Raw genomic sequence first — 18,329 nt, 5'->3', positions numbered from 1 at the left:
ATGGACATCAAGACCCTTCACGACGCCGACATCATCGGCATCACCACCGCGAAGAACGCCTTCGACACCCTGGCCACCGCTTTCGGTCAGCACAAGGACAACTGGCAGAGCGAGGTCATCAACAGGCTGAACCGCTCCCAGTGGACGGGCACCGCCGCCGGCCACGCTCAGACCCGGATCCAGCTCCTGGAGAACGAGCTCCAGGCCGCCCAACAGGAGATCGGACTGGTCAGCAAGGCCCTGCAGGACGCCTACGACGGCTTCGCCGCCGCCCAGTCACACCTGATCAGCGCCCTCGACGACGCCAAGACCCACAAACTGACCGTGGCCGCAGACGGCGGGATCACCTGGGACAAGGACCCGAACTCCGCGAACTTCGCCGGCACCGACGCCGAGAACCAGGCCAAGCAGATCCAGGCCCGGATCACCGCCGCACTCAACGAGGCCGACCACGCGGACAAGGCCATCAGCGCGCGGCTCGGCCACCTGGCCACCAACGCGAGCAACGGCACCGCCCTGGACTCCGCCACCACGAAGGCCGACACGGACGCCGCGAACGCCCTCCAGCAGATCCCCGCCGCCGGCACCGACCCGAAGAACGTCAAGGACTGGTGGAACAGCCTGACCGATGCTCAGCAGCAGCGGTTGATCCTCAACCACCCGGACCAGCTCGGCAACCTCGACGGCATCCCCGCCGCCGCCCGCGACCAGGCCAACCGGACCAACCTCAAGAACCTGATCCAGGACCGTAAGCGCCAGATCGCCGACCTCGGCCCCGAGCCGGATCTGTACCTGGGGTCCATCAAGGGCGAGCCCGCCACGAATCCCGAGCACGAGAAGTGGAAGGCGAAGCGCGACGCCCTGCAGGAGAAGCTCGACGGTTTCCAGTCCATTCAGGACCGGCTCGACGGCAAGAAGGACGGTGGTCTGGGCGGGCCGAACTCCGACCCGCCGCTGCTGTTGCTGGGGATCGGTGATCAGGGGCAGGGCCGTGCGATCGTGTCCTGGGGTGACCCGGACAAGGCGCGCAACGTCTCGTCGCTGGTGCCCGGGCTGAACAGCACCATGGCGGGCGTCGGAGGCGGCGACGCCATGACGGCGAAGCGCATCTACGATTCCGCGGTGAGCAGCGCGACGACTAACGGTGACACACCGAGCGTCGCGTCCGTGTTCTGGCTGGGGTACGACGCCCCGCAGTTGGACGGCCCCTCGGTGCTCACCGAGGACCGGGCGGTCGCGGGCGGGGCTGACTACAACAAGTTCCTCGCCGGGCTCCGAGCCACCCATGAGGGGGAGCCGGCGCATGTGACCGCTCAGGGGCACAGTTACGGATCCTTGGTGGTCGGACAGGCGACGCAGCACCCAGGCGGGTTGGCCGCTGACGACATCGTCCTGGTCGGCAGCCCTGGTACCGGGGTGGACAAGGCGTCGCAACTCGGGGTCGGCGCTGATCACGTGTACGTCGGCGCCGCCAAGAACGACCCCGTGGCCAACGCGCCGAGCCCCGGGATGCTCGGCGGCTTGGGCGAATTGATCTATGAGGAGATCAATCACCCGGGCAAGCAGGGCTGGTTCGGCACGGACCCGGCCAGCGGGGACTTCGGCGGGCAGCGCTTCTCGGTGGCGGACGGGACCACCACCGACTCCCACGACAACTACTTCGGGAAGCACGGCGCGGGCGGCGACTCGCTCCCCAACGTCGGGAAGATCGTGAGCGGCCACGGGAACACGATCACCCGGCAGGACCCGCGGTGAGGGCCACGGTACGGCGCATGACCGTGCCAGGGGTGCTGCTGGCCCTCCTGGTCGGCTGGTTCGTCTGGCCGGAGCCCGAGAAGGAACCCACCGTGCCGGTCGAGCAGGCACAGCACCGGATCGAGGGCGAACTCGCCGATGTCGGTGGGGTCTTCCACCCGGGGCTCCAGTGGGTCGAGACGAGGTTCGAGAGCAACCCCGACCTGACCGGGTTCTGCGGAACGTCCGGGTGCAGGAAGACGGGTCGCACGGAGATGATCGCCAAACAAGCGGCCCAGGTCCGGATCGCCCCCAAGCACCGTCAGGAGCCGCTCGACCTCGTCCAGGCGCTCTGGACGGGAAAGGGCTACCCGGTCGAGCGCAACAAGGGCGCGGTGGAAGTGAGGGGCTCGGGGTTCACCCTTTGGTTCGCCGTGGGTGTGAACGGTTGTGCCGAGATCCGAGCCACCCTGACCGATGTCACCGACACCACCGATACCAACGGCAACGGCGGGTTCATCCATGGACCGCTGAACTACGCCGCCCAGTGCGCGACGGTCGACGACCCGTACTGGTCGAGCTGACGCACGAGTCGGGCCGGGGCGGCGGGCGCGCATGCTTGTCCGCCGCCCGCCAGAAGACAGCCCCCATGACGAGCTGTGAGGAGCCGATGATGAGCGCGAGGCCGCTGCTGAACCGCCGACTGGCCGGGATGGGCATGACGATCTTCGCCGAGATGTCCGCCCTCGCGGTCACCACCGACTCGATCAACCTCGGCCAGGGCCTCCCCTCCCCTGGTCATGGCACGAGGACCGCACGGCAATCTCTCTGCCGACCTGCTAATCAATCCGGATCCCGATCAACACAGCGGGAAGGCACCCAGAACGGTGTAGCTGGGCAGTTGGGCTTGTCGCTGCTGACTCCCACCCCGAGGATTGGCCCTGACTACGAGCCGTAAGGAGCTGGGATGAGCGCGAGGCCGCTGCTGAACCGCAGGCTGGCGGGTATGGGGACGACTATCTTCGCCGAGATGTCGGCGCTGGCCACGGCGACCGGTTCGATCAACCTCGGGCAGGGCTTCCCCGATACCGACGGTCCCGAGGAGGTCCGGGAGGCAGCGATCGGCGCACTGCGCGAAGGCCGAGGCAACCAGTACCCGCCCGGCCCCGGCGTCCCCGAGCTGCGGCAAGCGATCGCCGAGCACCAGCAGCGGTTCTACGGGCTGACGTACGACCCCGATGCCGAGGTGCTGGTCACCGCGGGCGCCACCGAGGCCATCGCCGCCGCCCTGCTCGCCCTGCTGGAACCCGGCGACGAGGTGATCGCCCTCGAACCCTTCTACGACTCCTACGCCGCCTGCATCGCCATGGCCGGCGCCACCCGGATCCCGCTCACCCTGCGGGCCCCGTCCTTCCGCCCCGACCTGGACGAGCTGCGTGCCCTGATCACCCCGCGCACCCGGCTGCTGCTGATCAACACCCCGCACAACCCGACCGGCACCGTCCTCACCGCCGACGAGCTCGCCGGCATCGCGGAACTCGCCGTCGAGCACGACCTGCTGGTGATCACCGACGAGGTCTACGAACACCTGGTCTTCGACGCCACCCACCGCCCGATCGCCGCCCTGCCCGGCATGCGCGACCGCACCGTGACCATCTCCTCGGCCGGCAAGACCTTCTCGTTCACCGGCTGGAAGGTCGGCTGGGTCACCGCGAGCCCAGCCCTGGTAGCGGCCGTGCGCACCGCGAAGCAGTACCTGACGTACGTCAGCGCCGGCCCGTTCCAGTACGCCGTCGCCGAGGCGCTGCGGCTGCCCGACGACTACTTCGACGCCTTCCGGGCCGATCTGCTGCGCAAGCGCGACCTGCTCGCCGACGGGCTCTCCGCCGCCGGGTTCGGGGTCTTCACCCCCGAGGGCACCTACTTCATCACCACCGACATCACCCCGCTGGGCGAGAAGGACGGCATCGAGTTCTGCCGGGCCCTGCCCGAGCGCTGCGGCGTCGTCGCGATCCCCAACGCCGTGTTCTACGACAACACCGACGCCGGCCGCAGCCTGGTCCGCTTCACGTTCTGCAAGAAGGACGAGGTCCTCGCCGAGGCGGTGTCGAGGCTGCAGCGGCTCTGAGCGCCGCACGGGCGCGGACACCGGCGGGAGCGGCCGGACCCGAATCCGGGTAGCCCCAGCGGGGGCGGCTGGTCCGGGGGCCGGGCAGCGGGGTCAGGCGCCTGCGGCGACCAGGCCGGACTCGTAGGAGAAGACCACGGCCTGGGCCCGGTCCCGCAGGCCGAGCTTGGTCAGGATGCGGCTGACGTGGGTCTTGACCGTCTGCTCGGCGAGCACGAGGTCCGCGGCGATCTCGCTGTTCGAGAGGCCGCGGGCGATCAGCCGGAGGACGTCCGTCTCGCGGGGGGTGAGCTCGGTCAGCCGGCGGGCGGCGCCGGTGCCCTGGGGGACGGGCCGGCGGTGGGCGAAGTCCTCGATCAGGCGCCGGGTGATCGAGGGGGCGAGCAGGGCGTCGCCGGCCGCGACGACCCGCACGGCCTGGATCAGTTCGTCGGCCGTCGCGTCCTTCAGCAGGAAGCCGCTCGCGCCGGCCCGCAGCGCCTCGTAGACGTAGTCGTCCAGGTCGAAGGTGGTGAGCATGAGCACCCTGGGCCGTTGGCTGCGGCCTTCCAGCAGCCGGCGGGTCGCCTCCAGGCCGTCCATCACCGGCATCCGCACGTCCATCAGGACCAGATCGGGGTCGAGGCGGGCCGCGGCCTCCAGCGCGGCCGCGCCGTCGGCGGCCTCGCCGACCACCGCCAGGCCCGGCTGGGCGTCGAGCAGTGCACCGAATCCCTGACGGACCATCGCCTGGTCGTCGACGATCAGAATGCTGGTGGTCATCGTTCCTCTGACAGCGGCAGGTCGGCGGTCACGGTGAACCCGTGCTCGGGTGTGCCCTCGGCGGAGAACGTCCCTCCCAGCAGGGCGGCCCGTTCCCGCATGCCCATCAGACCATGGCCCGGCCCGACGGCCGACGGCAGGGCGGCGGACGACCCGGTGCCCCCGGGACCGTTCCGGACGACTATCAGGAGCCGTGCCGCTGACCGCTCCACCCGGACGGTCACCGGTGCGCCGTGCGCGTGCCGGCGCGCGTTCGACAGCGACTCCTGGACGATCCGGTAGGCGCAGACGCCGACCGCGGCCGGAACGGACCCGAGGTCGCCGACCACCTCCAGCGTGGCCGACGGCCCGGCATCGCCGACGAGACCGGCGAGTTGGCCGAGCTCCGGCTGCGGCATCCGCTCGGCGGCCGCGTCCGCGCGCAGCAGGCCCAGCAGTCGCCGCATGTCCACCAGGGCTTCGCGGGCGGCGGCGCTGACGGCCCGGAACTCCTCACGGGCCTCCGCCGAGGTGTCCGTCAGCCGGTAGGGCGCGGTCTCGGCCCGAACGGCGATCAGCGACATGTGGTGGGCCACGACGTCGTGCAACTCCCGCCCGATCCGGGACCGTTCCTCCAGCAGGGCCCGCCGGGTCCGCTCGGTTTCGCTGATCCGCTCCTGCTCGACCAGCCGGGCGCGGGTCCGCGTCCGGTCGCGGAGCACCTCGGCGCCGACCAGCGCGAGCACGGTGGCGACGGCGACCGGCAGCAGGTTCGACCAGCCGCCGCGCCCGGGCAGCGCGGCCAGCAGGACGGTGGTGCCGGCGACGACCACCGTCCCCATCCCGGCCGACAACCGCCGCTCCACCCGGCTGCCGGCCAGCACCAGCACGACCACCTGGGCGGCCAGACTGGTCACGGGCCACGGCCACGGCTCGGCACCGGAGACCGGCCGGGCCACCAACGAGGTCAGCAGGACCGCGGCGAGCGACACCCCCCACGCCAGTACCGGGCGGCTGCGGCACCACAGCAGCGGCACCACCCGGGCCACGCTCAGGGCCATCGCCGGCGCGGCCCCCAGCCCGTAGTGCTGGACCAGGTCCAGCCATCCCAGCGGCACGAGGGCGACGACCGCGGTCGGCAGTGCGGCGGCCCGCAGCCGCTGGATCGTCTGTTCGGTGCTCATCGGCGGCCAGCCTAGGGCAGCCACCTCAGGCTCCTTCGCCGGTGCCGAGCAGCCGGACGGCCAGTCGCCGCTGGGCGACGACGAGCACCCGGAACATCGGCAGCAGGAGCGCCAGCGTGAGCAGCCCGACGCCGAAGTGCGCGGCCCACGCGCCGACGAGCGTCGGGCCGCCCCAGGCCTGGCTCACGTCCCGCCCCCACACCGCCAGCGGGTAGCAGACCCCGCGGATCAGGAAGTCGGCCCACAGCGCTCCGGTGAGCAGACCGGCGAGCAGCTGGAGCGGCAGGGCGAGCACGCCGTGACCAACGACGCGCACCGGCCGACCGCCGGCCGGCTCGGCGATCCGCGCGTCCAACAGCCGTACGGCGAGCCCGCGCTGGAGCCGGTACGCGAGGCGCGACCCGCCGAGCAGTGCGAGCGGCATGGCCACTAGGCCGACCGGCAGAGCCGCGACGGCGTACGCCGAGCTGCGCCAGTCATAGCTGGATCTTAGCCAACCCGACTTTTTAATAAGGGAGTTGGGAATCAGGGCGGAGGAGGCGGCGAGTGCCATGCGGGGTTTCTCCCTGGGAGGGCGAGCAATTGGTTCGAGATTAGGTTTCGGCCGCCCGCACCCACGACCCTCCATGGAGCCAACCTCGACCCCCTACCGGGGTAGCGGGCCTGCGGCACCGGGCCGGACCCGGTGGGGCGGGCGTCCGGGAAGCCGCCCTCCGAGGGGGAACAGCGGGGGCCGTGGCAGTCTTGGGCATCGACGTAGCGATCTTCGCGCGTTTGTTTGAGGGGGCGTCGCAGATGACTCAGGTGACTCAGGTATCCATCCAGTACGTAGGCGGGCCGACCGCGCTGATCGAGCTCGGCGGGCTGCGCCTGCTGACCGATCCGACGTTCGACGGCCCCGGGGAGTATCCGATCGGCTCCCGGGTCCTCACCAAGACCGCCGGCCCGGCGGTGTCCGCCGAGGACGTCGGCCCGGTGGACGCCGTCCTGCTCTCGCACGACCAGCACCCCGACAACCTCGACAGCGCCGGCCGCGCGTACCTCACCGGCGCACCGCTGGTGCTCTCGACCTCCGCCGCCCGGGACCGGCTCGGCGGACCGGTCCGGGCCCTGGCCGACGGGGAGCACGTCGACCTGCCGCGGCCGGACGGCGGGACGCTGCGGGTGACGGCCGTGCCCGCACAGCACGGCCCGGACGGCAGCGAACACCTCGTCGGGGCGGTCACCGGCTTCGTCCTCACCGGCGCGGGCCTGCCCACGGTCTACGTCAGCGGCGACAACGCCTCGCTGGACGTGGTGCGGGCGATCGCCGCCCGGGTCGGCCCGGTCGACGTCGCGGTGCTGTTCGCCGGGGCCGCCAGCACGCCGCTGATCCCCGGCGCGCACCTGACGCTGACCAGCGACCTGGCCGCCGCGGCCGCCCGCATCCTCGGGGCCCGCCACGTCGTACCGCTCCACTTCGAGCACTGGGGGCACTTCACCGAGGGCCCGGACACGCTGCCGGCCGCCTTCGCGCGGGCCGGCCTGCAGGAGACGCTGCACCTGCCGTCGCCGGGGGAGCGGCTCACGGTCTGAGGACTGTGCGGGCCGAGGGCGCTGACGGGGCACCGGGCCGACGGGGGCCAAGGCATCGGGGCACCCCGTAGCCTGGTCCGCGTCGCTTTCTGCAAAGGGACGGACGGCCGCCAGGAGGCCGTGATTCGGCTACGGCTCCCCAGAGGGGCCGCGCGCCCCCTTTCACGCCCTCCAAATAGCAGCGCACCTGACCCGGCAGCAGATCCGAGGCATCATCAACTTGCTTGATCGGTTTGGCCATTTGCCGGTCGAGCGGCGAATACGGACCGTCCTTCCGGACCACCCAGACCGCCCTTCGCACCCCGTGTGCGGAGGGCGGCGGCGCGTGATGCATCCGGACGGCGCACCACCAGCGCGCACGGCGCACAACCCGGTGGTAGGGGCGCGCGCTGTGCAGAGTCGCACACCGGGTCGATCAGAGCCGGGGAGCGAGTGTGCTCGAAACGGTGAATGCTTGACAAAGTTGGGTAAATCACCGGCGGACCCGGCGTATTCGTGCTTCTCTGCTGCTGAATCTCCAGCCGGAATCCTTCCTTCCACGGTCGGCCGCGCCCAGGGCCGCACAGCCACGAACAGCCTCGCCTTCGCAGGCCTACTCGCTGCTGCTCGGCGGGCGCGCACGGAGCTGAAACGCGGAGCCGAGCATGCTCACCACACTGCAGACCTCCTACACGGACACCCGCGCCGGTGACCTCGCCTGGTGCCTCGGCGGCGACCCGCTGCCCGCTCTGGCGGTCCGCGACCTGAGACTCGACGGAGGCGGCCGTCCGGGCACGCCCGGCAGCCTCCAGCTGCGGCTGCTCGGCGCCTCGCACCAGGTGGTGATCGACGCCGGCCCCGGCCAGTGCCTGGAGACCGTCGCCTGCCTCCCCGGCCGCCGCACCCCGCTGCCGGCCCGGGTGGCCAAGCAGGTCTGCGACTGGGAGTACGAGTTCGCCGCCCGGATCGAGGCGCTGCCGCCGCACGACTTCGCGGCCCGCGCCCAGGAGCTGCTGGCCCTGGTCGAAGGGCACCCGCGGGGCCTCGCCGGGGTCTTCCCGGGCGATCCGAGCGCCTTCACCGCGCTGGTCACCCAGGGCGGCGCGGACCGGCTGCTCTGGCGGACGTGGCACGCCTACCCGCAGGAGGGGCAGCTGGTGTGCACCCGCTCCTCGCTCGTGCTGCCGGGAGCATGACCGCCGACAGCGCCGGACGGAACGACCGATCCGGACATACGTCGCCAAGCGCAAGCGCAACCCTACGAATCGCACGCAGGAACGATTCGTCAATCCGACGTCGTCCGCTGTCCGTCGGATGGACGCAGCCATCCGTCCCGCACGTCCCCTAGCGTTTGTTCGTGATCAACCATCCGGCCGGTCCGCCCGTACGCCCACGCGTGGACCTCGACGACGGCACCCCGCCCCGGCCCGGGCACAGCCTCGCCCCCCTGCCCACCCGCCGTCGGTCCCGGCTGCGCTCCCGCCCCCGGCTCGCCCGCCTGACCGTCCTGCTGGCCGCGTTCGTCTGCGCGGCCTGCGGACTGGTCTACGAGCTCGAACTGGTCGCCCTCGGCGACTACCTCCTCGGGGACACGGTCACCCAGACCTCCGTCGTACTCTCCGTCATGGTGTTCGCGATGGGCCTCGGCTCCCTGCTCGCCAAACGGCTCACCCGCCGACCCGCCACCGCCTTCGCCCTCGTCGAATGCGCCCTCGCGCTCACCGGCGGGCTCTCCGTCCTCGCCCTCTACTCCTGCTGGGCCTGGCTCGGCCGCTACCAGGCCGCGATGGTCGGCCTCACCTGCCTGATCGGCACCCTGATCGGCGCCGAGATCCCCCTGCTGATGACCCTCATCCAGCGGATCCGCCGCGAGGACGCCGGCCGCGCCGCAGCCGACCTGTTCGCCGCCGACTACATCGGCGCGCTGATCGGCGGCCTCGCCTTCCCGTTCCTGCTCCTGCCCGCACTCGGCCCCGGCGACGGCGCGCTCCTCACCGGAGCCGTCAACGCCGTCGCCGGGGCCGCCGTGGTCCTCTGGCTCTTCCGGGAGGAACCCGCCCCACGGATACGACGGCTGCTCTGGGGCGCCTGCCTGCTCGTCCTCGCCGTGCTCGCGGCCGCCGCAGCCGGCACCGACGCCGTCGAACGCGCCGCCCGGCACGCCCTGTACGGCGACCAGGTCCGCCACGCCACCCGCAGCCGCCACCAGGAGATCGTGCTCACCGGCCCCGCCGAAGGCCCCCTCCGGCTCTACCTCGACGGACGGCTCGCCGTCTGCGGACCCGACGAGTACCGGGGCAGCGAAGGCCTGGTCCACCCGGCCATGGCCGCCGGCCCGGACACCCGCGTCCTGCTACTCGGCGGCGGCGACGGGCTCGCCCTGCGGGAGGTCCTGCGGCACCGGGGCGTCCGCACCGTCCGGCTGGTCGACGCCGACCCCGCCCTCCCCCGCCTCGCCCGCACCGACCCCGGGCTCGCCGCCCTCGACGGCCACTCCCTCGACGACCCCCGGGTCCGCACCACCACCGCCGACCCGATGGCCTGGCTGCGCGGCGCGGATGCCGGCACGGTCGCCGGCGCCGGCACGGACGCGGACCCGGGCGCCGGCACGGGAGCCTCCGGCGGCGACGGGCCGTTCGACGTGGTGCTCGCCGACCTCCCCGCACCGGCCGACGGCGGGCCGGTCAAGTACCACTCCCAGGAGTTCTACGGCCTCGCCGCCCGGCTGCTCTCCCCCGGCGGCCGGCTCGCCGTCCGGGCCGGGAGCGACCCGGACGGCCTCTGGCAGATCGAATCCGGCCTGCGGACCGCCGGGCTGCAGACCACCCCGTACGCCGTCCCGGGCAGCGCCACCGCCAGCTGCCGCCCCGGCCCGCCGGACACCGCCCAGAACTTCCTCCTCGCCGCCGCCACCCGCCCCCCGCTCACCCTCGCCCCCGACGCTCCCCCACCCCGTGCCCTCACCCCCGACACCCTCCGCACCTCCACCGCCCGCCTCAGCTCGATCCGCCCCGCCCGCCCCCCGGCCGCCCTCACCCTCCTCGGCCCCCGCTGAGAGCAGGCACCGCGGCACCACCACGGCACGTCGCCGACTCGGCACGGCGCAGCAGCGAGCAGGCGGGCACGCAGGACGGTGGCGCCGTCGGCGCAGGGGCCGTGGCGCGCGGTGACGGGGGCGTGGGTGGGGCCGGAAAGTCGGGTGGTGGTGGGTGGGGACCGGGCGGGTTCGGGTCGGTAGGCTCCGTGGCATGGAGCATGAGGTTGTCGTCCCGATGTCCGCCGAGCTGGTGCGGCAGGCCTTGCAGGATCCGGCGCTGCTGGCGCGGAGTGTGCCGGGGCTGAGCACGGAGCCGGCTGCGGTCGGGGGCGGGCCGGCCGAGGAGATCGGCGGGCGGCTGAAGCTGCGGATCGGCGGCTCCACGATCACGTACAAGGGTGTGCTGTCGCTGATCGAGGGCCGGGAGGGCGTGCTGACCGTGCTCGCCGAGGGCCAGGAGGTCCGGGGCAGCGGTGAGGCGACCGCCACCGTCCGGGTCCGCGTCGCGGACGGCGCGGAGGACGGCACCGCCGCCCTGCGCTTCACGGGTGACCTGAGCGCCACCGGTCGGCTCACCGAGTTCGACGGGGAGGCCCTGGAGGCCACCGGCCGTCGGCTCCTGGACCGGTTCGGCGCGGCCCTGGTGGCCCCGGAGGGCGCGGAACACCCGGGCCAGGACGACGAGTCCGAGACGGCCACCGAGGCCGCCACCGACGACGCCGAGGCGGAGACCGGGGCCGGCGCCGGGGTGTTCTTCATCGAGGACCGCCAGGACCAGCCCGGTGACGACCTGGACGACGACCTCTCCGAGCTGATCGCCTTCTCGGACGCCGACGCCGAGCGCTTCGGCCTGCCCATCGGATCCGCCGAGGACGACGGCGAGGACGAGGACCAGGCCGAGGGCGAAGACCGGGACGAGGACGACGTGGACGACGTGGACGAGGCGGAGGCGAGGGCCGAGGCGCGGGACGCCGTCGCCGAGGAGATCCCCGCCGAGTCGCTCTTCGGGTACGAGGAGGAGCCCGCGCTCACCGGCCCGGTGCGCCGCAGCATCGTCGGCCGGTCCGCCGAGGAGGTGGACCACGCCCCGCCGCGCGGCCCGTACGCCCCGGCGCTGCCCGCCCGCAGCGCGCGGGCCCGGGCGGCGTCCCGCTGGGGCGGCGAGGCGGGCGGGATCGTGGTGCCGGGTGCCGGTGGCCGCAGCGCGGTGCCGTGGGTGATCGGCGGCTCGGTGGCCCTGCTGGGCGGCGCCGTGGTGCTGGTCAGGGCGCTGCGCCGGCGCTAGCCGGGAGCGCCGGCCGGGCGGTCAGGCCCTAGACTGAACGCTCATGAGCAACGACCGCGACGCCCTGCTGGCACAGATCAAGGACAAGGCCGTCGTACACGGCAAGGTCACCCTTTCCTCCGGCAAGGAGGCCGACTACTACGTCGACCTGCGCCGGATCACGCTGGACGGCGAGGCCGCCCCGCTGGTCGGCCGGGTGATGCTGGACGCGACCGCGCACCTGGAGTACGACGCCGTCGGCGGTCTGACCCTGGGCGCCGACCCGGTGGCCGCCTCGATGCTGCACGCCGCCGCGGCGCGCGGGCAGAAGCTGGACGCCTTCGTGGTCCGCAAGACCGGCAAGGCGCACGGCCTGCAGCGCCGGATCGAGGGCCCGGAGGTGAAGGGCCGCCGGGTGCTGGCCGTCGAGGACACCTCCACGACGGGTGGCTCGGTGCTGACCGCCGTCGAGGCGCTGCGTGAGGCGGGTGCCGAGGTGGTCGGCGTCGCGGTGATCGTGGAGCGCGGCGGCGCGGGTGCCGTCGAGGCGCAGGGCCTGGAGTACGTGACCGCGTACACCCTGGACGACCTGGGCCTCTGAGCCCAGGCGCCGCCCGGCACCGCCGGACCAGGACGAACGCGAAGGGCCGGGTCCGTTTCACGTGAAACACGTTGAACGGACCCGGCCCTTCGCCGTGCTCGCGCTCAGCCCCGCCGGTGCCGGCCGCTGGCGGCCGACGCCGCGGGCTCGTCCACGTTCTCGGCGCCGCCGGCCTTCCGCTTCTTCCGCTCGCGCATGACCTCGAACAGGATCGGCGAGATCGACAGCAGCACGATCAGCAGCACCGCCGGGATCAGGTACTTGTCGATCACCGGCGCGAGCGCGTCGCCGAAGAAGTAGCCGATCAGCAGCATGGACTCGGTCCACAGCACGCCGCCGATCACGTTCCAGACGAAGAAGGTCCGGGCGGGCATCTCCAGGGTGCCGGCGACCGGGTTCAGGAACGTGCGGATGATCGGCATGAAGCGGGCCAGCACCACGGCCTTGCCCGAGCCGAACTTGTTGAAGTACTCCTCCGCCTTCACCACGTACTCGCGGCGGAAGATCTTCGAGTCCGGCTTGTCGAACATCTTCGGTCCGACCTTGGCGCCGATCAGGTGCCCCAACTGCGCCCCGGCGACCGCCGCGATCGGGCAGCCGACGAGCAGGACGGCGATCGGCAGCTTGGCGCCGTCGCCGAGCACCGAGGAGGCGGCGTTCGAGGCGGCGACCCCCGCGAGGATCAGTAGCGAGTCGCCCGGGAAGAAGAAGCCGACCAGCAGGCCGGTCTCCGCGAAGATGATCGCGATCAGCCCGATGGCGCCGAGGGACGAGATCAGGGATTTGGCGTCGAGCAGGTTGACGGCCAGCTGGTTGTAGTCCACGGGCGCAGGATAGCGGGCGTACCTTGCGAACGGCTTCCGGCCGAGCGCTCCAGCACGGTGTTCCGACTGGCGGGCTCCTGCTGACCTGCGGGCACGAGTCTGGGAAGATGACACCGGCGTCCGGTCCGCGGTGGGCCCACCACCCTCATGGCCGTACCGCGGAGGCCGCCTCGAACCTTGGTGCCGGAGAGCCACACCGCAGCGCCGCGCGTCGGCGGGCCGGCACGGAGTCGTCACGAAGGCGTACACAGCGTCGGACAGCACCGTCCGTACGCCGCAACCCGACAGGAGCGGATCGCATGCCCATCGCAACTCCCGAGGTCTACAACGAGATGCTGGACCGGGCCAAGGCGGGCAAGTTCGCCTACCCGGCCATCAACGTCACCTCGTCGCAGACCCTGCATGCCGCGCTGCGTGGTTTCGCCGAGGCCGAGAGCGACGGGATCATCCAGATCTCGACCGGTGGCGCGGAGTTCCTGGGCGGCCAGCACAACAAGGACATGGTGACCGGCGCGGTCGCGCTCGCCGAGTTCGCGCACATCGTCGCCGCCAAGTACGACGTCACCGTCGCGCTGCACACCGACCACTGCCCGAAGGACAAGCTGGACGGCTACGTCCGCCCGCTGCTGGCGGTCTCCGCCGAGCGCGTGGCCAAGGGCCTGAACCCGCTGTTCCAGTCGCACATGTGGGACGGTTCGGCCGAGACCCTCGCCGACAACCTGGCCATCGCCCAGGAGCTGCTGGCCCAGGCCGCCGCCGCCAAGATCATCCTCGAGGTCGAGATCACCCCGACCGGCGGCGAGGAGGACGGCGTCACCCACGAGATCAACGACGAGCTGTACACCACCGTCAACGACGCCGTGCGCACCGCCGAGGCGCTGGGCCTGGGCGAGAAGGGCCGCTACCTGCTGGCCGCCTCGTTCGGCAACGTGCACGGCGTGTACAAGCCGGGCAACGTCGTGCTGAAGCCGGAGCTGCTGCGCGAGCTGCAGGACGCGATCGGCAAGCAGTACGGCAGGACCGACCCGTTCGACTTCGTCTTCCACGGCGGCTCGGGCTCGAGCGCCGAGGAGATCGCCACCGCGCTGGAGAACGGCGTCGTGAAGATGAACCTGGACACCGACACCCAGTACGCCTTCACCCGCCCGGTGGCCGGCCACATGTTCGCCAACTACGACGGTGTGCTGAAGGTCGACGGCGAGGTCGGCAAGAAGAACACCTACGACCCCCGCACCTGGGGCAAGCTCGCCGAGGCCGGCATGGCCGCGCGCGTGGTCGAGGCCGCCCAGCAGCTGCGCTCCGCGGGCAAGCGCCTGAAGTGAGCCGGGTGGCCGCGTGAGAACGCGGCTCCCGCGTGACACGCGCGTGCCCCCGGCGGTCCTGGCGGGTTCTATTGATCCCCGCAACACCCTGGAGTTCAGGGAGTTGCGGGGATCGTGGATTTCGAGGTGCTGAAGGCGAGGTTCTTCGAGGCGCTGGACAAGGAGAACGGCAGCGTCACCGGGGCGGCCTTGACTGTCGGGGTGAACAGGCACACGGCGGCCGGGTGGGCTCGTAAGGCCGGCATCCGTGGTCGCGGCAAGCCCGGCAAGGGCGGGCATCCGGGACGGGCGGAGTACGAGCGCCTTCGGGCGGCCGGGGTCCGGCGCCGCGAGGCCGCGGCCCAGGTCGGCGTCCACCCGCGCACGGCCCAGGACTGGGACCGGGGCATCCGGCAGATTGGCCACTCACGCCTGTACGCGGACGGCCGTCGGATCGACTATACGACTGGTGTGATCACCATCGTTGCGTCGGCGGAGCCGTCCCTGGCCGCCGTCGAGGCCGAGCTGCACCCCCGGTTCCTCACCGTGGCCGAGCGGGAGCTGATCGCCGACATGCGGCGCGAGGGCCGCTCACTGCGCGCGATCGGCCGGGCGCTGGGCCGGCCGGCCTCCACCATCAAGCGCGAGATCGACGCCCGCTCGGTCAACGGCACCTACCGGCCGCACCAGGCCCAGCGGGCATGGGCCAAGAGCCGCTCGCGCCCCAAGGAGTCCAAGCTCGCCCAGGACGGACCGCTGCGCGACTTCGTCGCGGACCGGCTCCAGGAACGCTGGTCACCCGAACAGATCTGCAACGCTCTCCCCATCAAGTTCCCCAACGACGAAGGCATGCGGGTGAGTCCGGAGACGATCTACCAAGCGGTCTACGTCCAGGCCCGCGGCGGACTGCGCCGCGAAGTCGCACTGGCACTGCGCACCGGGCGTACCCGCCGCAAGCCACACCGCGGCCCGGACCAGCGCACCCGCCGGTTCGTCGACGAGATGGTGATGATCTCTGAGCGTCCTGCCGAGGTGGAGGACCGGGCGGTGCCCGGCCACTGGGAGGGCGATCTGATCGTCGGCCCCCGCAGCGAGAGCGCGATCGTCACCCTGGTCGAACGCTCCACCCGCTACGTCATGCTCGGGCATCTGCCCGGCGGGCACACCGCCGAGGAGGTCCGCGACGTGCTGGTGCCGCTGATCCAGACCCTGCCCGAGCACCTGCGCGGCTCGCTGACCTGGGACCAGGGCTGCGAGATGGCCGCGCACAAGCAGTTCACCGTGGCCACGGGAGTGCCTGTCTACTTCTGCGATCCGCACTCCCCTTGGCAGCGCGGGTCGAACGAGAACACCAACGGCCTGCTGCGGCAGTACTTCCCCAAGGGCACCGACCTCTCCGTCCACAGTCCCGAGGACCTCGAACACGTCGCCCAGCAACTCAACGGCCGCCCACGCAAAACGCTCGGCTGGAGAACTCCAGCCGAGCGTCTGCGTGATCTACTGACAACCGCATAGGCCATCAGGTGTTGCGAGGACTCCTAGAGACCGCCTCCTCCCGCCGGGGGCACGTGCACGTCCGGGTGCCTACTGCTTGAGCTCGGCGTACGCCTCCGCGCTGCTGTCCTTCAGGAACTGCCAGCAGCGGCCCTCCTCCTCGGTCTCCTTGATCGCGCCGGCAGCCCGGGCGAGCGCCGCCAGGCAGCGCAGGAAGCCGCGGTTGCCGCGGTGCTCCCACGGCACCGGGCCGTGGCCCTTCCAGCCGCTGCGGCGCAGCGCGTCGAGGCCCCGGTGGTAGCCGGTGCGGGCGTAGGCGTACGACTCGACGTACCGGCCGGCCGCGTAGGAGTCGTCGGCCAGCATGGCCCAGGCGAGGCAGAAGGTCGGGAACTCGGCCGCCACCTGGGTGGGTGAGGCCGACTCCTCCGCCAGCATTCGGTAGGGCCGCTCCTCCTCGGGCAGGAGGGTCGGTTCGGGACCGTCGAGAAGATTCCTGTGGATCGCCATGCCCTGAAGTCTGCCACTCGAGGCGCAGGGGTCAACCGCCGCACCGTGCTCGGCGATCACGGCGGCGGTCTTGCGTGCCGGCCTGCATACCGGGTACGTGGACATTCACCCGTTCGCCATGCCAGGGTGACGGTCGTGCCAGCAGCCCGACCCGCCAGCAGGCGAGCCGCCCCGTCCCGAAACGGCGGCCGCAGACGCCGCCGGCCGCGTCGGAGGATCGGTCCTGGCATGCTCACGGCATTGGTGGCGGCCGTCCTGGTGCTCGGCGCCACGGCCGTGGTGCTGAGCCGCCCCCCGGGCGCCCCGGCCGCCGCCCCGACCACCCAGGGACGGATCGCCCCGCCGGCCGACGGGGCCCCGACGACCCCACCGCCGACGGCGCCCCCGGCCGTCACCCCGACGGCCACGCCGCCCCCGCCTCCTCCTCCGCCGCCACCGGCGCCCGCCCCCACCGGGCCCGACGCCGGCCCCGCCAAGGGCGCGGGCACCTTCACCATCGCCCCGGCCACCGCCAAGGCCGTCGGACGCGGCACCGTGCGCCGATACCGGGTCGAGGTCGAGGACGGCATCGGCATCGACGCCCCGGCCGCCGCCGCACAGATCCACGGCATCCTCGGCGACCCGCGTGGCTGGACCAACGACCGCAGGAACGGCTTCCAGCTGGTCGCGACCGGCTCCTACGACTTCACCGTGAAGATCGCCTCCCCCGCCACCGTCGACAGGATCTGCGGCGCCTCCGGCCTGGACACCCACGGCGAGGTCAACTGCAACGTCGGCGACCAGGTGCTCGTCAACTCCAAGCGCTGGAACACCGGTTCACCGCAGTTCAGCGGCCCGGTCGAGGAGTACCGGGCACTCATCGTCAACCACGAGGTCGGCCACCGGATCGGCCACGGGCACGAGAGCTGCCCGGGCCCCGGCAAGCCCGCGCCCGCGATGATGCAGCAGATCTACGGGCTCAAGGGCTGCACGCCCAACGCCTGGCCGTACTCGGCCGACGGCACCTACCTGAGCGGGCCCTCCGTCCCCTGAGCCCGGCCGCGGTAGCCCGTCCCCTGAACCCGGCCGGCTCAGCCGAGCACCGGCAGGTGGGCCCGCAGGTCGCTCCGCTCCCCGGAGGCGGACACCGCGGCCGCCTCCACCGCCGCCGCCCAGTCGAGCCGCCCGGTGGCCAGCCGGATCCAGGTCAGCGGGTCGGTCTCGACCACGTTGGGCGGGGTGCCGCGGGTGTGCCTGGGCCCCTCGACGGCCTGCACCACGGCGTACGGGGGGATCCGTAGCTCGACCGCGCCGCCGGGGGCGCGGTCGGCGAAGGCGTCGGCCAGCAGCCGGGCGACGGCGGCGACGGCCTGGCGGTCGTGCGGGAAGGCGTCCCGGCCGAGCGCGGCGGCCAGGTCGTCGGCGTGCACGACCGTCTCCACCAGCCGGGTCACCAGCGTGTCGGCGAGCGCCATCGAGCCGAGCCGGATCTCGAACCGCCGCGCCGGGTCAGCGGCTTCGGGCTTCGCCAGGAGTCCGGTGAGCGCGTCCGCGGCCCGCCCGAAGGCCGTCGCCACCGAGGCCGCGTCCCCGTCGAACTCCGCTCCGGCCCGCTCCCTGGCCTGCTCGTCCAGCAGCGGCGCGACGGTGCCGACCGCGGCCACCCAGCCCAGCAGCCCCAGCGGCGGCCGCCCCTCCAGCGGGTCGTCCAAGTGCGCCGGCACGAAGTCGAGTTGGACGGCGAGGTGGGCGAGCAGCTCACGGACCCGCCACTGCCCGAGCCGGGTCGGCAGGTCCAGCTGCTCGGTGGTGAGCGCGTCCACGGCGGCGCGCAGCGCCCCGGTCTGGGCGGCCAGCGCGGCGCGGACCTTCTGCGGTTGGTACGTACGGGGCTTGGCGGGCATGGGCCCCAACATACGCCGAGGGGCGGACGGCCCTCCCGAACCGGGAGAACCGTCCGCCCCTCAGGTGCTGCAGG

The 18,329-nt window shown here is 72.6% G+C and carries 17 protein-coding genes; 11 read left to right on the top strand and 6 right to left on the bottom strand.

Annotated features, from left to right (window positions below):
• The 3 genes from AC0B61_RS03340 to AC0B61_RS03330 all read left to right on the top strand — a co-directional run bounded on the left by AC0B61_RS03340 (position 1) and on the right by AC0B61_RS03330 (position 3,862).
• Positions 1 to 1,755 (top strand): alpha/beta hydrolase, encoded by a 1,755-nt coding sequence (locus AC0B61_RS03340; RefSeq protein WP_471738923.1) that lies wholly within the window; start codon positions 1 to 3, stop codon positions 1,753 to 1,755.
• A gap of 17 nt (positions 1,756 to 1,772) precedes the next feature.
• Positions 1,773 to 2,318, top strand: coding sequence for a hypothetical protein (locus AC0B61_RS03335; RefSeq protein ID WP_471738922.1), 546 nt, complete (start codon positions 1,773 to 1,775; stop codon positions 2,316 to 2,318).
• Between the two features lie 383 nt (positions 2,319 to 2,701).
• Positions 2,702 to 3,862 (top strand): pyridoxal phosphate-dependent aminotransferase, encoded by a 1,161-nt coding sequence (locus AC0B61_RS03330; protein WP_471738921.1) that lies wholly within the window; start codon positions 2,702 to 2,704, stop codon positions 3,860 to 3,862.
• 93 nt (positions 3,863 to 3,955) lie between these two features.
• On the opposite strand, the gene AC0B61_RS03325 is transcribed toward AC0B61_RS03330, so the two are convergent.
• Genes AC0B61_RS03325 through AC0B61_RS03315 form a run of 3 tightly spaced genes read right to left on the bottom strand, consistent with a single transcriptional unit; the run spans position 3,956 to position 6,340 of the window.
• Positions 3,956 to 4,624 (bottom strand): response regulator, encoded by a 669-nt coding sequence (locus tag AC0B61_RS03325; protein ID WP_471738920.1) that lies wholly within the window; start codon positions 4,622 to 4,624, stop codon positions 3,956 to 3,958.
• Positions 4,621 to 5,787, bottom strand: a complete 1,167-nt coding sequence (locus AC0B61_RS03320; protein ID WP_471738919.1) for a sensor histidine kinase — start codon at positions 5,785 to 5,787, stop codon at positions 4,621 to 4,623. Before AC0B61_RS03320 ends, AC0B61_RS03325 begins: the two co-directional genes overlap by 4 nt.
• Positions 5,788 to 5,812: 25 nt before the next feature.
• Positions 5,813 to 6,340 carry a hypothetical protein gene (locus tag AC0B61_RS03315; RefSeq protein WP_471738918.1) on the bottom strand — a complete coding sequence of 176 codons (528 nt, stop codon included), beginning with the start codon at positions 6,338 to 6,340 and terminating at the stop codon, positions 5,813 to 5,815.
• Between the two features lie 242 nt (positions 6,341 to 6,582).
• On the opposite strand from AC0B61_RS03315, the gene AC0B61_RS03310 reads away from it, so the two are divergent.
• From AC0B61_RS03310 to pyrE, 5 genes are all read left to right on the top strand, one after another.
• Positions 6,583 to 7,362, top strand: a complete 780-nt coding sequence (locus AC0B61_RS03310; protein WP_471738917.1) for an MBL fold metallo-hydrolase — start codon at positions 6,583 to 6,585, stop codon at positions 7,360 to 7,362.
• Positions 7,363 to 8,006: 644 nt separating this feature from the next.
• Positions 8,007 to 8,537 carry a DUF2617 family protein gene (locus AC0B61_RS03305; RefSeq protein WP_471738916.1) on the top strand — a complete coding sequence of 177 codons (531 nt, stop codon included), beginning with the start codon at positions 8,007 to 8,009 and terminating at the stop codon, positions 8,535 to 8,537.
• 161 nt (positions 8,538 to 8,698) lie between these two features.
• Complete coding sequence (locus AC0B61_RS03300; protein WP_471738915.1) at positions 8,699 to 10,396, top strand: polyamine aminopropyltransferase; 1,698 nt, start codon at positions 8,699 to 8,701, stop codon at positions 10,394 to 10,396.
• A 193-nt stretch (positions 10,397 to 10,589) separates the two neighbouring features.
• A complete protein-coding gene (locus AC0B61_RS03295) occupies positions 10,590 to 11,663 on the top strand; it encodes an SRPBCC family protein (RefSeq protein ID WP_471738914.1) in 1,074 nt (357 codons plus the stop codon).
• A gap of 43 nt (positions 11,664 to 11,706) precedes the next feature.
• Positions 11,707 to 12,243 (top strand): orotate phosphoribosyltransferase, encoded by a 537-nt coding sequence (pyrE, locus tag AC0B61_RS03290; RefSeq protein WP_471738913.1) that lies wholly within the window; start codon positions 11,707 to 11,709, stop codon positions 12,241 to 12,243.
• 104 nt (positions 12,244 to 12,347) lie between these two features.
• Here pyrE and AC0B61_RS03285 read toward each other — a convergent pair whose 3' ends face one another.
• Complete coding sequence (locus tag AC0B61_RS03285; protein WP_471738912.1) at positions 12,348 to 13,067, bottom strand: DedA family protein; 720 nt, start codon at positions 13,065 to 13,067, stop codon at positions 12,348 to 12,350.
• Positions 13,068 to 13,366: 299 nt separating this feature from the next.
• On the opposite strand from AC0B61_RS03285, the gene fbaA reads away from it, so the two are divergent.
• Together fbaA and AC0B61_RS03275 are read left to right on the top strand one after the other, a co-directional pair.
• The gene (fbaA, locus tag AC0B61_RS03280; RefSeq protein ID WP_471738911.1) at positions 13,367 to 14,389 is read left to right on the top strand and encodes a class II fructose-bisphosphate aldolase; all 1,023 of its coding nucleotides are present in this window, start codon (positions 13,367 to 13,369) and stop codon (positions 14,387 to 14,389) included.
• Between the two features lie 243 nt (positions 14,390 to 14,632).
• Entirely contained in the window at positions 14,633 to 15,883 is a 1,251-nt protein-coding gene (locus AC0B61_RS03275) for an IS30 family transposase (protein WP_471739365.1), read from the top strand.
• 69 nt (positions 15,884 to 15,952) lie between these two features.
• Here AC0B61_RS03275 and AC0B61_RS03270 read toward each other — a convergent pair whose 3' ends face one another.
• Positions 15,953 to 16,372 carry a DUF3151 domain-containing protein gene (locus AC0B61_RS03270; RefSeq protein ID WP_471738910.1) on the bottom strand — a complete coding sequence of 140 codons (420 nt, stop codon included), beginning with the start codon at positions 16,370 to 16,372 and terminating at the stop codon, positions 15,953 to 15,955.
• A gap of 228 nt (positions 16,373 to 16,600) precedes the next feature.
• Here AC0B61_RS03270 and AC0B61_RS03265 point away from each other — a divergent pair, with 228 nt between their 5' ends.
• Positions 16,601 to 17,404: a DUF3152 domain-containing protein gene (locus AC0B61_RS03265; protein WP_471738909.1), complete on the top strand. Its 804-nt coding sequence runs from the start codon at positions 16,601 to 16,603 to the stop codon at positions 17,402 to 17,404.
• Positions 17,405 to 17,442: 38 nt separating this feature from the next.
• Here the strand turns inward: AC0B61_RS03265 and AC0B61_RS03260 are convergent, their stop codons facing one another.
• On the bottom strand, positions 17,443 to 18,255 hold the full coding sequence (locus AC0B61_RS03260; protein ID WP_471738908.1) for a sterol carrier family protein: 813 nt from the start codon (positions 18,253 to 18,255) through the stop codon (positions 17,443 to 17,445).
• Between the last annotated feature and the right edge of the window lie 74 nt (positions 18,256 to 18,329).

It is taken from the genome of Kitasatospora sp. NPDC023385 (genome assembly GCF_055664045.1).
This window is presented reverse-complemented; position numbering and strand designations above follow the sequence as displayed.